16 protein-coding genes are annotated in these 14,965 nt (G+C 52.6%); 8 read left to right on the top strand and 8 right to left on the bottom strand.

The genetic code is table 11. From position 1 onward, the window contains the following. Positions 1-18 precede the first annotated feature (18 nt). From FKCLFG_RS03635 to FKCLFG_RS03625, 3 genes are all read left to right on the top strand, one after another. Complete coding sequence (locus FKCLFG_RS03635; protein WP_472614871.1) at positions 19-408, top strand: anti-sigma factor; 390 nt, start codon at positions 19-21, stop codon at positions 406-408. Next, entirely contained in the window at positions 408-884 is a 477-nt protein-coding gene (locus FKCLFG_RS03630; protein WP_472614870.1) for a Spy/CpxP family protein refolding chaperone, read from the top strand. The genes FKCLFG_RS03635 and FKCLFG_RS03630 overlap by 1 nt, the downstream gene beginning before the upstream one ends. A gap of 121 nt (positions 885-1,005) precedes the next feature. Next, positions 1,006-1,488, top strand: a complete 483-nt coding sequence (locus tag FKCLFG_RS03625) for a hypothetical protein (RefSeq protein ID WP_472614869.1) — start codon at positions 1,006-1,008, stop codon at positions 1,486-1,488. A gap of 172 nt (positions 1,489-1,660) precedes the next feature. On the opposite strand, the gene FKCLFG_RS03620 is transcribed toward FKCLFG_RS03625, so the two are convergent. The 3 genes from FKCLFG_RS03620 to FKCLFG_RS03610 form a co-directional block, all read right to left on the bottom strand. Then, positions 1,661-2,347 carry a DUF6064 family protein gene (locus tag FKCLFG_RS03620; protein WP_472614868.1) on the bottom strand — a complete coding sequence of 229 codons (687 nt, stop codon included), beginning with the start codon at positions 2,345-2,347 and terminating at the stop codon, positions 1,661-1,663. After that, the gene (locus FKCLFG_RS03615) at positions 2,347-3,210 is read right to left on the bottom strand and encodes an aldo/keto reductase (RefSeq protein WP_472614867.1); all 864 of its coding nucleotides are present in this window, start codon (positions 3,208-3,210) and stop codon (positions 2,347-2,349) included. The genes FKCLFG_RS03620 and FKCLFG_RS03615 overlap by 1 nt, the downstream gene beginning before the upstream one ends. A gap of 161 nt (positions 3,211-3,371) precedes the next feature. After that, positions 3,372-4,115, bottom strand: coding sequence for a Mut7-C RNAse domain-containing protein (locus FKCLFG_RS03610; RefSeq protein ID WP_472615784.1), 744 nt, complete (start codon positions 4,113-4,115; stop codon positions 3,372-3,374). Positions 4,116-4,199: 84 nt separating this feature from the next. Here FKCLFG_RS03610 and FKCLFG_RS03605 point away from each other — a divergent pair, with 84 nt between their 5' ends. Next, positions 4,200-4,379, top strand: a complete 180-nt coding sequence (locus FKCLFG_RS03605; protein ID WP_472614866.1) for a hypothetical protein — start codon at positions 4,200-4,202, stop codon at positions 4,377-4,379. A 621-nt stretch (positions 4,380-5,000) separates the two neighbouring features. Here the strand turns inward: FKCLFG_RS03605 and FKCLFG_RS03600 are convergent. Both FKCLFG_RS03600 and FKCLFG_RS03595 read right to left on the bottom strand, forming a co-directional pair. After that, positions 5,001-5,903 carry a hypothetical protein gene (locus tag FKCLFG_RS03600; protein WP_472614865.1) on the bottom strand — a complete coding sequence of 301 codons (903 nt, stop codon included), beginning with the start codon at positions 5,901-5,903 and terminating at the stop codon, positions 5,001-5,003. Further along, positions 5,896-6,915, bottom strand: coding sequence for a hypothetical protein (locus tag FKCLFG_RS03595; protein WP_472614864.1), 1,020 nt, complete (start codon positions 6,913-6,915; stop codon positions 5,896-5,898). The genes FKCLFG_RS03600 and FKCLFG_RS03595 overlap by 8 nt, the downstream gene beginning before the upstream one ends. Positions 6,916-7,459: 544 nt before the next feature. Between FKCLFG_RS03595 and FKCLFG_RS03590 the strand changes: the two genes are divergently transcribed. From FKCLFG_RS03590 to FKCLFG_RS03575, 4 genes are all read left to right on the top strand, one after another. Beyond that, positions 7,460-7,840 carry an ArsR/SmtB family transcription factor gene (locus FKCLFG_RS03590; RefSeq protein ID WP_472614863.1) on the top strand — a complete coding sequence of 127 codons (381 nt, stop codon included), beginning with the start codon at positions 7,460-7,462 and terminating at the stop codon, positions 7,838-7,840. 221 nt (positions 7,841-8,061) lie between these two features. Next, positions 8,062-8,565 carry an arsenate reductase ArsC gene (locus FKCLFG_RS03585; protein ID WP_472615783.1) on the top strand — a complete coding sequence of 168 codons (504 nt, stop codon included), beginning with the start codon at positions 8,062-8,064 and terminating at the stop codon, positions 8,563-8,565. Positions 8,566-8,594: 29 nt separating this feature from the next. Further along, positions 8,595-9,668, top strand: a complete 1,074-nt coding sequence (gene arsB / locus FKCLFG_RS03580) for an ACR3 family arsenite efflux transporter (protein ID WP_472614862.1) — start codon at positions 8,595-8,597, stop codon at positions 9,666-9,668. A gap of 558 nt (positions 9,669-10,226) precedes the next feature. Next, the gene (locus FKCLFG_RS03575; protein WP_472614861.1) at positions 10,227-10,499 is read left to right on the top strand and encodes a hypothetical protein; all 273 of its coding nucleotides are present in this window, start codon (positions 10,227-10,229) and stop codon (positions 10,497-10,499) included. A 248-nt stretch (positions 10,500-10,747) separates the two neighbouring features. Here the strand turns inward: FKCLFG_RS03575 and FKCLFG_RS03570 are convergent, their stop codons facing one another. The 3 genes from FKCLFG_RS03570 to FKCLFG_RS03560 form a co-directional block, all read right to left on the bottom strand. Then, positions 10,748-11,026 carry a hypothetical protein gene (locus tag FKCLFG_RS03570; protein ID WP_472614860.1) on the bottom strand — a complete coding sequence of 93 codons (279 nt, stop codon included), beginning with the start codon at positions 11,024-11,026 and terminating at the stop codon, positions 10,748-10,750. A 440-nt stretch (positions 11,027-11,466) separates the two neighbouring features. Next, positions 11,467-12,897 carry an IS1182 family transposase gene (locus FKCLFG_RS03565; RefSeq protein WP_472614859.1) on the bottom strand — a complete coding sequence of 477 codons (1,431 nt, stop codon included), beginning with the start codon at positions 12,895-12,897 and terminating at the stop codon, positions 11,467-11,469. A 356-nt stretch (positions 12,898-13,253) separates the two neighbouring features. After that, complete coding sequence (locus FKCLFG_RS03560) at positions 13,254-14,930, bottom strand: methyl-accepting chemotaxis protein (RefSeq protein WP_472614858.1); 1,677 nt, start codon at positions 14,928-14,930, stop codon at positions 13,254-13,256. Positions 14,931-14,965 lie beyond the last annotated feature (35 nt).

Below are 14,965 nucleotides of genomic sequence, written 5' to 3'. Positions count from 1 at the left end.
AACTATCTGGACCACGCTATGGCGGTCCATGAGCACGCTCAGTTCACAGTCCATTTGCAAAGTTGTCCACTCTGCCAGCACCAGTTGGAGGTGCTGGCCGCGCTGCAACAAAATCTGCGCGACTTGCCTTCGCCAGTTTTGGGGTTTGATCTGGCCGCCCGGCTGCAGAACCGCATTCGCAACGGGGCCGTGCAGCGCCAGCCTGCCCGATCTTTCTGGTTTGCATGGGGGCCGACCGGATTGGCAGCGGCTGCGTCGCTGGCCTGCGGCATCTGGCTCGGCGTCCTGTTGACTGGCGGCACAATCGCCAGCGCGCCACCAGCCGCGATGGTGCGCGTATTCGATCCGGTACCCCCGGGCGGGTTGTGCGCGGCCACTGAACTTTGTCGCCTATCAAGGGGAATGTAATGCATCGCAACACTTGGAAATGGCTATTGGCAGCCTCACTTTCGCTCAATGTCGGTTTCGCTGCAACGGTCGCCTACCACCAACTGCGAGCAACACCGGCGTCCCGGAACGGGCAGAGCGAACCACCGGCCAACCTGCCCGATCAACTGCAATTGACTGCCGAGCAACGGATTCGCTGGCACCAGATCGAGCAAGGTTTCGTTACCGATCTGGCCGCCAACTGGCGCGAAATCGGGCAGCACCGCGAAACGCTGATAAAGCACATTTTTTCGACCCAGCCCGAGCGGGTAAAAATCGATGCCCAGCAAGCCAGGATCGCGACGCTGCAAGACGCGCAGCAGCGCCGCGTGATTACGCAACTGTTGGCCGAGCGCGATTTGCTGGATCAGCGGCAGCGCGCTGCATTGATGGCGCTGCTGCTTAACCGTTACACGAATGCGGCGACGGAAGAAGAATTGCTGCACCGCGAACCATGAAAATTCGTACTCTTCAGCATCAAGTTGCAAAAAAATGGAACATGCGCACTAGCCGTTCGTTTAAACAGGCAGTCGGACGTTTTGCTCGACATAACTTGATTCAACCTGATACGGAGTTCGCATGAAATCACCTCAATTTTTGCTGCTGGCAATCGCACTGGCGTTACCTTTACCCACCTTGGCCGGAGCGGCACTCAAACACGAACATGGCGCTGCGGTGCAGGCCCAACTCGAACTCAATGCCGGCAAGAAATGGATTACCGATGCACCGCTGCGCCAAGCCATGAATAATATCCGAGCCACCGCTGCAACCACATTGCCGGCAGCCCACGGCGGCAAGCTGACGCCAGCGCAGTACGACGCGTTCGGCAATGACGTCACTGCACAGATCACCTACATCGTGCAGAACTGCAAGCTCGATCCCGAGGCGGACGCCCAACTCCACATCGTTGTGGGCGACATCATGAGCGGCATTGATACCGCAACCGGCAAGCAGCCCGACCAGAAAAGAGCGCTGGGCGTAGTCAAGATTGTGCAATCCCTGAATAGCTATGGAAAATATTTCGATCACGCAGACTGGAAGGAGATCAAGCTGCCGCATTAATGCATCATGCTTGAGCCAAACAGGCACAGACAGTGGTTTTGGTTCAGTGATCATCTTGCGCCAAAACCCGGCTTTTACCGCCGGAATGTCTCGTCCAGACCTGTATTGCGCACTGCATGCGCGCCAAGGGACATCAACGCCTAGCAGTTAGCGGACGCCCGCAACCAGCCACTCAGCGAGTACGCCCGGCGCAAACAGACCGCGCCTGGCCCGCGACCAGGAGCAACACCAGTAGCGCAATAAGCGGCATCAGCAGCGCATCTGCAGACCCCATCGCCCAAAGCATGGCGCCGCTGATGACGCACCATATTATCGGGATGCATAGCAGTACCGAGCGCATCCACCCCGACGCGGACAACAGGATGCCCAGCGTTGCGATGACGGTAGGATCGGGCGCAATGCCGAAGATTTCGGCCTGCAGCCACGGCCGCCCGATGGCTGGCCCAATTAATGGCTGAACCACCAGTGCGAACAGAAACAGATAAAAACCGGCGCGACGGATTGCTTTGGCTGCCGGCCTGAATAAAAGTTGACCGCGAATGACTCCAGTCCAGATCAGAAGCAGCGCCTCGATCGCAAACCCGATCGTGAAATAACACGCGGCCCAATGTATGGTTGCGTAACGCTCCATGTGAAATGCCCAGGCCACCCACAGCCAGCACGCCGCGAGGATCGCCGCGACGATCCTTCCTTGCCAGTGGCGGGCGCGCTGCAAACACACCAGAATCACGATGCCGAGCGCGATAGCCAGGATCTGGGCTGGCCATATTTCGCCGTTGTAGAGTTCAAACAGGCGATAGTAGGTCTGCGCCGAAAACATCAGAAAATCCGACAGCGTATAAGTCCACCGCTCGGACATCAGAGCTTCCCGACATAGGCGATCATGCGGCGGCGCATTGCTTCATCCGGCATACGGCCGAATGTGGCACCCATGTTTTCGCGCACATGCGCCACGCTGGAGGTCGCCGGAATGGCGCAGGTCACCCCCGGATGCGCAACGATGAACTTGAGCAGGAACTGGGCCCAGTTCGCACAATCGATATCAACTGCCCATGGCGGCAGCGGATGACGTTTTACCGCCTGGATCAGCGCCCCCTGACGAAATGGCCGGTTGACGATCACCGCGATACCGCGGTCAATCGCCAGCGGAAGAATGCGTGCTTCGACCTCGCGGTCGAAAATGTTGTAGGTGATCTGAACGAAGTCGATCGGATGGCTGCGCATGATCTGTTCGATTTCGGGGTGGCGACGGCCCTCTGAAGTTGTGATCCCGACATAGCGCAGCTGACCGGCCGATTTCATCGAAAGAAGCGTCGGCAGATGCGCTTGCCAGGACAGCAAATTGTGGACCTGCAGCAGATCGAAACGTGCAATGCCCCAATATCGGCGCGATATCCCGATCTGGTTCGGGCCGCGCGAGCCGGAAGGGGTCCAGACCTTGTCGGCCGAGAATGCGCGTGACGCCATGCCCAGTTTCCTCAGCCCATCGCCGATGACTTGCTGCGAAGAGCCGTACATCGGCGAAGAATCGATCAAGCGGCCGCCGGCATCGAAAAAGTTGCGCATCACCTCGATGCAGGCATCGCGGGCGACACGGTCGTTGCCCACATTGAAAGTGATCCAGCTTCCCAGTCCGATCACCGGCAAGACTTCGCCGCTGGAGCGGATCGGCCGGGTGCGTATCGCCTGTTGCGGCGTCGCTCCGAACGCCGGGCCAAGCATGACGCTAGCTCCGATTACCAACAGGGATTGGAGCAAACAACGGCGTCGCGGATGTAAAGGCTGCTGTATGGAAACACTCCGTTCAATATCCTGCATACCACTGCACTTGAGACAATGATTTGAATAGCTGCCTGCATGAAGAGTTCCGCAGGACGTCTTGATCAGCGTGGCAGCGCGATGTCATCCAGCAGCGCGCGCATGCGCTGCCAGTGCGAACCTTGCCAAAATATGCGCCGGCAAGCATCGCAGGTGCTGAAATGGTCATAAAATGCGCGCGTGTTCGGCGGAATCCGCTGCAGCACCAGCGCCTTGTCGATCGCATGCAATCGCGTGTTGCAATGCAGGCATAGCGTGAACGGCCGCGCGCTGCGCGCCAGGTCCAGGCGTTCGAACAGTTCGCGCAATTGCTGCGCCGGCTTTAGCGCATGCAGGTAGCAGCCGTGCGTGATCGAGCGGCGCTTGAGCAGATCGCGATCGCGGCTGAGCACGATGCGGCCTTGCCGGGCGGCGATGGTTTCAATTTCGTTGTCGTCAAATTTGTTGTCGTAGAGCGTGTCGAAACCGGCCATCCGCAGCAGACGCGCCAGCCCGCCCAGATGGGCATCGGCGACGAAGCGCATGATGCGCAGCGGGGTGTCGCGCACCCGCAGCAAAGGGCTGACGTCGAACGTCTCGAACTTGGGGTAAACCGCCACCCGGTCGCCCTCCTCCAGCATCCGCTCAAAGCCGACCGACTCGCCGTTGACTAGCACCAGCTCGACTTCGGTGTGGGGGACGCCGAGCGCTTCGATCATGTGCTTGACCGTTGCCGACTGCGCACATGGACAATCGAATGTCTGCCGGCGCCGCTCGGGAGCCAGGAAGTCGTTCAATTCTTGATAGAAGCGGAATGTTGCGGTGACCATTGCGCCAGCCTGCCATTTCAGAAAACTGCTTTTAATCATAGTGCGCCGATAAAAAAACGGCACAAAGCGAGGAGGGCCGAAAGCTTGATTGCGCCCACCGGCAAGCGCAGTCCTGAAATGCTGGCGCATGCTATTGGCGGCAACCCTGCCCGCTTCGGCACTACTAAAATTAAAACATACTCCACCATTGTATTTTTAATATACCAATTAAAATATGCGGCAGAGTTATGTTTATTAATGATACTCCAACTTATGTTGCATTAATTTCCGAGACGGTGAATTGTTCCAGGAGCCGTTCCGGCTGCGCGATAAGCCCCTGCGTCGCGGCTCTTGCAACGACGAACGGCTGATCGGTTGCTGGACATCGAAATCTGGCACAGCACGCAAGTGCAACTCATGCAGACGTGTTGATCAACTTGTTATTGGAGTTGTGATGAATGGCTGTTACCGGCCATTTCCAGTCAGTCGCATGAAACATGCGAACGTCAGCTATCAGGCAAATTGCTGACGATGGGATGGCGATTGCTACCGGCAGTACCAGACTGAGAGCGGACGGTCAGTTTATTGGGCGACCCAATAGCGAAAGTTGCCACTTTCTGAAAGCGGCCTTTCAAAGCAGAGAGTCGGCTGGTTGTGTCCATAACACTGCGGTTTAGCCAACGCGAGGCTTAAAGGAGCGCACAGCAATGAACAATCCGGCACTGATACGACGATTAGAGCTTAGCCGAAAGAAGGGAAGTGTTCCATTTAAACGCTCGTGCGTCGTTGTGGGCGGCCCCGAGCGCCGCGCAATCAAACCAGGCACCTACATGGCTAAGATTTATACTGTTGGCGAGTTGCTTCTCGTGCTGCAAGAGATACGTCTAGTCTTCATCGTCAGATGTTCTACTTGGCACTGTTATTTTCAATATCAAAACTTATTATCTCAAATAGTGAAATTGCTATCCAATTTAATCCTAAATCGATCAATGGTTTAAAAAATAAATCAGGGAAAACAATTTCTCCTGATTCTATATTTTTTTGCCAGCTGCCTTGCAAAAAATGAAAATATCGATTCCTGATTGAAACCAAAAATCCTCTAAAATCAGGGAACTTAACCTTTATTTCCTCATCCTCAGTTTCCGATTCAATGCCACCTCTAGGAATGAGTTTTTTGTACATTTCGAAATAGACACTTCTCATTTCCTCCACTTCAATTTCTGACAAATTAATATCCATTGTTAACTCAAAAAAAGATTTTTTATTCCAATGTATATCAATAAAATTCTTAAATAATAATAATTCACCTTCTTTCTCTGATGCAGGCATACAAGCCTGCAGAGACTTAAAAGAGCTCATAAAGATTTTTGAACGAGAAATATACATAAGTGGGACACTGTAGCAAATTCCTTCCAATAATCTATAAAGGAAAACAAATGCCTCTAAATATCGTCCTTGCATACGAGATGTTAGGCAATTGATCAACTCGAATTCAATTAATCTATAAAACTCTACGTTGGCTTTGAAATTGAGAAAATAATCCGATAAATCAGATAAAGTAACCTCATCTGGAAAGCTTTGAAGAATAATTTTCTTGCTCAATCGATGGTTTTTACTAAATGGAATATTGAGATAATTGACTCGGACCTTAAATAATTGCGAAAAATACTCATCCTTAAGGTCGCAACTACCTGACAACAATCTAAAAATACGAAATGCCGGATTCGAATTCTTAGCTAGCGATAATCCGGTCGAAAACTGATTATCTTGATCAAATATTTTCTCGACATAGGAGTATCGCTCAATCATTTGCCGTGAGCTCCGCGAATACGCTCAGCAGCTCATCGGCGTCCAGCATCTTATATTCGTCGAAATTCTTAAAATATTCATATACAAGCTCCCTACGGTACTTTCCAACTTTAATCCGAGAAGGATTAAAATCAGAAAATGCTTGATCAAAAATTTCTATAAATTCAGCAAATTCCTCCTCAGTTAGCGATTGCATTGATTCCATCGAATGTTTAATCCCAGCTGCAAGCCCAACAAGATTATTGGTCACTTTTAACCATTTGAATGCTTCTGGATTTTTCTGGAATCTCGCAAGTAAAATGACGAAATTTTTAAAACTAGAAATATATTTTTTAGGCTCAACAGCCATAATTCGACCGACAAGCAGCTCATCCATTTTCTCTTCGATAATTTTTTTATTGTCAACAATAGGGCTATCGGCCATAAACGCCAAATATGCTTGAATGATATCTGCTTTCCTAAATGCCTTTCGTGCGCTTGCAACCGTTGAATCTTTCTCAGCAACGATATCAATTCCCATATCTTTAAAGTTAAAAACATTGGCAATCATAATCTCAACCTGATGCCTTGGCGTCATAGGACGTTGGCCATTATTGAGAGTGATCATTCTATAAAGCAATTTTTCGACGGAATCGCACAAAATAAAATTGATATATATCTGATATTCGTCGGTAAAATCGAATTTAGCAGCAGCCCTCGACAGCGTATTTAATCGTTGAATTCCATCCAATACAAAGGATTTCGCAATGCTTTTATTAACATGTTCTTCGATTTCTTTGAGGGTATTGAAAGACTCAGAAGTTAATATAGCAACTGTAATTGGTGGCATTACGCAGCCGTCTTCAATATCCCTCTCCAATTTGTTATAAAATTTCTTATCCTGAAGCTTGCGCTGAAATTCTGTTTTATCAATTAGCGGCACCAAAACCTTAACGGCTTCTTTATAAGACATTTTCGCAAGGGCGACTTGGCCATTAATAACTCCATCAATTTGCATATCAAGTATTTTCACGCTCTGCCTCAAAATTAAAAATTATTAATTTTTGGATAATACGTCTTTAAGCTGAAAGCTACAATCCTATCCAAGCTTAGCTAACAAGCATTCCGGCTTGAGATGGCCGGCTGCGGCATGTCGGCCGCAAAGCCTGACCGGCCGCTTCCGCTGCATAGTTGACATTCAAGAAATAAGCTTGACTGGCTGGTTTGGGTCGATTGCAGTCAATCACCTGGCCTGATCAAATCCCGTCCACTGCTCGTCCCACCCGCCGTGATGCATGACAAGTCAGCTGCATCGCACTCGGCTGCATGATTTTGGCCTTGTCGAACCGGTCAACAACTGCTTGCAGCCGTCTCCCACGCTAAAAACATACGGCTATCTGTATTTTTAAAAGACCAATTAAAACATGCGATAAAGCATTATTTTTTACTTATACTCCCAATTAAATTGCACCAACCTGACGGCCCATCTGACCGCCGACGCACTCTGCCCCGGCCGCAATCCGACCCATCGTTTTTATACTTCAACTATTGTTGAATAGTCGTCGTATAATCGCCTCATGGATAAAAAAACCGCAACTACTGTCTTCGAATCTTTGGCTTCCGGCATCCGGCTCGATGTGTATCGGCTGCTGGTGCGCGTCGGCCCGGCGGGTCTGGTCGCCGGCGAAATCGCCAGTGCGCTTGATATTGCGCCGACCAATTTGTCGTTTCACCTGAAGGCGCTGACGCAGGCCAATTTACTGAGTTCGACCCAGGAAGGCCGCTTTCAGCGCTACCGCGCAAATATGCCGCTGATGCAGGAACTGATCACTTACCTGACCGAGGAATGCTGTACCGGACATCCGGAACAGTGCGCGGTCGGGTGCGATACGCCGCTGTGCGCCGATGGCGACGCTGTTGCGACTGCATCAAACCCGCTTGAAAATTCAATCCGATAAACCTGCTTTTTTGTGCATCGGCGAATTTGCAAGCCGATCTGCGCCGCGCCGCCAACGAACTGGCGCAGATCGACTTGGTAGCAACGCAACATGCGCAGCGTTATGCAGTAGTGCCGCTGCTGACCGAGGAACCGGTCGGCGTGGCGCGCTTATTGGCACTTATTGGCGTTGACAGATGCACCTCTTCAAGTATCACCAACCATTGCCAAACGGAGTTCGCTATGAGCGACAAAATTTACAACGTGCTGTTCCTCTGCACCGGCAACTCGGCGCGCAGCATCATTGCCGAATCCATCCTGAATCAGCTTGGCGCAGGACGCTTTCGTGCTTACAGCGCAGGCAGTCACCCGCGCGGCGAAGTGCATCCGCTGACACTGGATTTGTTGCAAAGCCACAGTTATGACGTCAGCACGCTGCGCAGCAAAAGCTGGGACGAGTTTGCCGGGCCCGGCGCGCCGCAGATGGATTTCATTTTCACCGTCTGCGATCAGGCGGCCGGCGAAGTCTGCCCGTTTTGGCCGGGACAACCGGTCACCGCACATTGGGGCTTCGCCGACCCGTCGCATGTGGAAGGCGACGACGCAAGCAAACGCAGGGCTTTCGCACACACCCACATGGAAATCACCAACCGCATCCGGCTGCTCCTGAGCCTGCCGATCGACAAGCTCGATCGCCTGTCGCTCCAAAAGCATTTGCGCGAAATCGGCCAAAGCCAGAGCGCCTAAGTTATCCCTGCATCCCTACTGGAACTGTTATGTCTGCACAATGTGAAGTTACCGCCAAACAGGCGGCTGGGGCTGTGGCTCCGCTGAGTTTTTTTGAACGCTATCTGACGGCGTGGGTTGCGATCTGCATCGTGGTCGGCATCGCGCTCGGCCAAGGCTGGCCGAATATGTTCAAGGCGATTGGCGCAATGGAAATTGCCAAGGTCAACCTGCCGGTCGGCTTGCTGATCTGGGTGATGATCATCCCGATGCTGCTGAAAATCGACTTCGGCGCGCTGCATCAGGTCAGGCAGCACAGCAAGGGCATTGCCGTCACGCTGTTCGTCAACTGGGCGGTGAAACCGTTTTCGATGGCGTTCCTGGCGTGGCTCTTCATCCGGGTCTGGTTTGCACCGTATTTGCCGAGCGCGCAGATCGATTCCTACATCGCCGGCCTGATCCTGCTGGCAGCCGCGCCCTGCACCGCGATGGTGTTCGTCTGGAGCCGGCTGACCGGCGGCGACCCGTATTTCACGCTGTCGCAGGTGGCGATCAATGACTCGATCATGGTGTTTGCGTTCGCGCCGCTGGTCGCTTTGCTGCTGGGCGTGTCGAGCATCATCGTGCCGTGGGACACGCTGCTGACTTCGGTAGTGTTGTATATCGTGCTGCCGGTGATCATCGCCCAGATAATCCGGCGCGCGCTGCTGGCCAAAGGCACGGCCAGGTTCGATGCGGTGCTGCACAAAATTCAGCCGTGGTCGATTGCCGCCTTATTGGCAACGCTGGTATTGCTGTTCGCATTCCAGGGCGACGCCATCCTACGGCAACCGCTGGTGATTGCGCTGCTGGCGGTGCCGATCCTGATCCAGGTTTTCTTCAATGCGGGATTGGCTTACTGGCTTAACAAGAAAGTAGGCGAAAAGCATTCGGTAGCCGGCCCGTCGGCGCTGATCGGCGCTTCCAACTTTTTCGAGCTGGCGGTGGCGGCAGCGATCAGCCTGTTCGGTTTCGAGTCCGGCGCGGCGCTGGCGACCGTGGTCGGCGTGCTGATCGAAGTGCCGGTGATGCTGCTGGTGGTGAAGGTCGTCAACAACTCTAAAACTTGGTACGAGCGCGGCTAAGTGTTTAACGAATAGATATTCATGTGGCCAAACCATTCTGTCTGAATGCCCTGTTAAGACAGAGAGCGTGCCGTTTCAGATGAGTAGTTTTGAGGGACGGATGAAAAGTAATTCCGGTCGTTCAAGTTTTTCAGGTGAAAGGCGGCTCCCGACCCAAAGCCGCCGGTCAGACACAACAAAAAGCACAAATTTTGACGGTTCACGGCATGGCATCTTTAGCAACGCAATTACGCTTGGACACAACACCATTTCCGACCAGAGTGGCCACAATTCCAAGTGTTGTTCAGTAAGGGGCGTTATCGTTACGCAACGCTGTCGCACACGGCAAACTGCAACTTCTTCCAGATGAGGCCCCCCACAGCTCAAACCGTTATGAAAAAAGTGGTTTGTTAAATTCAATCTTGCATTCCTAGCAGAATCCCGCAGGGTTGCTGCCCGTCAAGGCTAAAATAAAAGTTACATCCAATACATACATTTTGCAACGACTCTTACTTTTTCCATCTAGTTATCTAGAGTAGTTAAGTTTTCAATGATTACATAAATAAAGGAGTCAAAATAATGAAAAAGTATCTCTCCGCTTCGGCGTATCTCATGACTGCAGCTGCATCAATACTTTCTTTGACACCTGTTATGGCAAGCACCGTTGATGTGGGCATCAATGTGGGTATCCCAGGTATCTATGTACCGGCGCCTGTATATGTGCAGCCTCAGGCAGTCTACGTACAACCACAGCGAGTTTATGTAGAGCAAGAAGACGGATACTGGAAATGCAAGAAAGACAAATGCAAACTAAAGAAAGGCAAGAAGGAGAAACACTATAAAGATGATTAGCATCACCCGCGCCTAACTTGTCCACATCAACAATTGCGCACGGTTGCGACACGTAACTCTAAACTCTCTTCTCGATTTGCGCTTGACGCGTAAACTAAGGTCAAGGTGATTTAAAACATCTTGGTCGTCCGCTTTTTCTGCCATGCAGGCGAATCGAACGACCGATTTTGGCCGACACCAGTCGCAGCCCGTGTATTTTGTGGCGCCAATGGGCCATCATGCAACCACCGCCAAGGATAAAGCCTGTCCTAATGCCCGTGAGCTCGCTTGTTATGGGGCTCTGCGATAGCTGGTTTGGGCTCTGCCGGTGGGTGGCGAACCACGACAACTGATTCGTCCGGGTCGAACCAGAATTCACCGTGTGGACCGTCGAGACGGCCTGTAATCAGCTGAATCAGTCCATCCACCGAATTGACCTGGGTGATAGCTTCCCAGGCGTAGGTTGGGTGTTTGCTAGTGCCAAGGCCGTTGTAGATAATATCGCCGATCCTGGCGTTGCCTGCGGCTACAGTGATCCTGGTTGTCATGCCCAATTCACTCCTAAACCGTCCGCAGCCCGATTGCGGCCCTTGCTTATATCATGCACCCCTCCGATCATTCCCGCTTCGGTATTTCGATCCTGTCCAAGCTAAGTTGACGCCCCCACGCAACCAACACCCTGCTTCTAGCAAGGTTGAAGTGTGGAAGTTCGCTAGGACTTTTTAACGTCGGTACCCTGATGCGTTGCTGGCGGTCAGTTGGCAGACATCAGAGATCACCGAATGACCGGAGCTGGCCGAGGCTGTGTCAAAACGCAAGATACGCGCAAAAGACTGCGCAGAATGCTTTGTATCTTGACCAACGCGCCACAACAGCCACGCCTGGTAATCAATTTGGCAAATATCGTTGGAAATGGTTTTTCGAAATTCAAGCAAAGAATGACTGCCATTCGTTCAATTGAACGTGGTTGGTGAAGTAAAAAAGGCCTTCAGGCCCGCATCGCCTGCATCAATGGGCCAATACCCACGATTTTCATCATGCGCTTCATGTTGTACGCTAGCACATGCAAACTCATCTCGGTACTGACGTGCTCCAGTGTCTTTGTCAGGAAATGCGTCGCCCCCATCCAAGCTTTGAGCGTACTAAACGTATGCTCGACGGTTTGCTTACGCACCACCATCGTGTCGGGCGCATTTTCCAGGCGCACTTGCATGGCATCGAGTACCGCTTCATGCTCCCAGCGCTTGACGCGCCGTTCCGTGCTTGGAGTGCACTTCGCTTTCAATGGACATGTTTGGCATCCTGAACTCCAGTACGTGTTGAGTTTCCTGCCTTGTTCGATAGACGTATAACGGTGGATTAACTGCTGTCCCGCAGGGCACCGATATTCATCCTTGTCGGCCAGATAAATGAATTCTTTCTTGTCGAATAGCCCTTTCGCTTTATTGTTGGAAGTGAGCGATTTGGGAACGAGTGCCGTAATGCCGGCCTCATGACAGGCCAGAATTTCTTCGCCTTTGTAGTAACCGCGGTCTGCCAGTGCGGTGAGTTCTTTGGTGCCCATCGCTGTACGCGCTTGCTTGGCCATCGTTGACAGTTGGCTGCGGTCGCTGCCAACATTGGTCACTTCGTGTGCGACGATGAGATGGTGTTCGGTGTCAACCGCTGTCTGAACGTTGTAACCGACAATGCCGGTGCCTCTGGTCTTCATTGATCGCGCATCGGGATCAGTCAGCGAGATTTGTTTGTCCGGCGCCGCATTCATCTGCATTTCGAGTTCTTTGAGTTGCTGCATTTTTTCCTTCAGTGCAGCAATCTTCTCGTTCAACCGGACTGTCTTGGCAAGGACGAGCGCAGGTTCTTCCCGGTCTGCGGTGTCGAGCACAGCGAGGTAGCGATTGATGCTGTCCTCGATCTGCTGCATACGACGTTCCATCTTTGCAGAGGTAAAGTTCTTATCTCGATTGTTGACCGCTTTGAACTTGCTGCCGTCGATGGCGACGATCGCCTGTGAGAACAAATCGAGCTGGCGGCACAGGTCAACAAACTGACGGCACACGCTGCGAATCGCTTTGCCATTGTCCTTGCGAAATCGGGCAATCGTTTTGAAGTCCGGCATCAACCGGGAGATCAACCACATCAACTCGACATTGCGTTGTGTTTCCAACTCAAGGCGTCGCGTTGATTGAATGCGATTAAGGTAGCCGTAAATATAGATTTTGAGGAGTGTGGATGGATGATAAGAAGGTCGGCCTGTGACCTCTGGTTCAACCCCGCCGAAACCAAGCTTGCCGAGATCAAGTTGATCAACGAAGACGTCAATCACGCGCACCGCATTACTCTCTGTGACGTAATCATCCAGTAGCTCGGGCAGGAGTGTGCCCTGGGTTCGATCTTCACCTGGAACAAAACGCCCCATGTAGATACCCCAACGTTGAATGCGATATTCATATAACGTTTGAAGACTGGTTTTGTTTACACGTAGGACGCTGCAATCGGAGTATTTTTAATAATATTTCATGCGTTTTGACACAGCCTCGGCCGGATTCTGCCGGTCAGGCAGATACGGTGACAGACCGCTATTGCTGCGAAGCGGCGCGACAGAGTCGCCACACTGCAGCTGTTGGCCGCACCTGGTTGCACGCCGCTAACGGCGCAATGCGCTACGCTTATTGATGCCCTACGCCTTAACTTTTATCGTGGGAGTATAGGTAAAAACGCCTATGTTTCCGCATTGTTTCATTGCGGATTGTAAATATACATGCTTAGGTATATTCAATTGCACAATGCTGCTGAAAATCGATTTTCCGATCCATTGCCAGAGTAGTCAATCGCCAGCCTGCGGCCACCCATTTGCAGCGTAGCGCGTTGTGGTTGTGTAAAAACTGCGGCTATCGGTGCCGCTTCAATTTCGTGGCCTAACTTGAACACACTGACCGCCTGCGTCAGCGAAACCGCCTGAACCTGCATGCTTTCGGCCGCTGCTGCCGCTTGTTCCACCAGCGCCGCATTCTGTTGCGTCATTGCATCCATCTGGCCGATAGCTTGATTGACCTGTTCGATGCCGGCACTTTGCTCCTGGCTGGCGGCGGTGATCTCGCTCATGATGTCGGCCACCCGCTTGACCGAGCCGACGATTTCAATCATGGTCTGGCCAGCGTCATCCACCAGCTTGCTGCCCTGATCGACTTGTCGTACCGAGTCAATGATCAGCGCCTTGATTTCCTTCGCGGCACTGGCGCTGCGTTGCGCCAGATTGCGCACTTCGGCGGCGACTACTGCAAAGCCGCGTCCTTGTACCCCGGCGTGCGCCGCTTCGACTGCTGCATTCAGCGCCAGGATATTGGTCTGGAAAGCGATGCCGTCGATGACGCTGATGATGTCGGCAATCTTGCTCGAACCGGCCTTGATCGAGCCCATGGTGTCAACCACCTGCGACACCACTTGGCCGCCCTTGAGCGCCACGCTGGAGGCCGACACCGCCAGCTGATTGGCTTGGTGTGCATTGTCGGCATTCCGGCGCACGGCGCCTGTCAGTTCTTCCATCGAACTGGCGGTTTCTTCCAGCGCACTGGCCTGTTGCTCAGTACGCGACGATAGGTCGGCGTTGCCGGTGGCGATTTCGCCGGAAGCCAGCGCAATGGTATCAACCCCATTGCGAACGTTGCCAATGACTTGATGCAGCGCGGTATTCATGTCGCGTAGCGCGGCGAGTAGCTGGCCGGTTTCATCCTTGCCGGCCACCACGATTTGCGCCGATAGATCGCCTGCGGCAACGCGCTGGGCAATCCGCACCGCTGCATGTAACGGTACTGAGATGGAACGGCTGATCAGCCATGCGCACGCCAGCCCGAGTAACAGTGCAGCCATGCTCAGGGACGCCATCAGGATGCGGCCGTTCTGAAAATGATGGTCGGCCTGGCTAGCCAGTGCCAGCGACAGGCTTTGCTGATAGACAATCAGTTGACGGGCGCTGTGCAGATAGGCATCGACCGCTGGCAGGAATTTTTCCTCGATCATCTGGTCGGCAACCGCATTCCTCCCGGTCCTTTTGAGTTCGAGAATGGTGCCGCCGACAGTTGCATACAATTTGCGTTTTTCAGCGATATGCAGCAGCAGCGCTTTGCCTCCGGCTGATCCAATCATCGGCTCCAGGTTTTTTTGAATCGTGCTGATTCTATTGTCGGTGAATCTGATTTGCTCTTTGAAATATTCCTGGGATTCCGGCTCATCGGTTCTGGCAACCGCTACGGTGCGCGCACTATTGACGCTGATCTCGGTAAACCATTCTGCGCCGAGCCGCTCGATTGCCATGGTTTCAGATGACATCGTGTGGACCACTTCGCCCACCGCCTGCAATCGGGCGATACCCAGTCCGGCAATCGCCAGCATCAAGATCAGCACAGCGGCAAAGCCGGCATTCAAACGGGTACTGATACTGTAATTATTCATGATTTTGACCTCTTTTTAACTCTGGCAGCGCTGCG

This window comes from Gelidimonas denitrificans (genome assembly GCF_055694065.1).
This window is presented reverse-complemented; position numbering and strand designations above follow the sequence as displayed.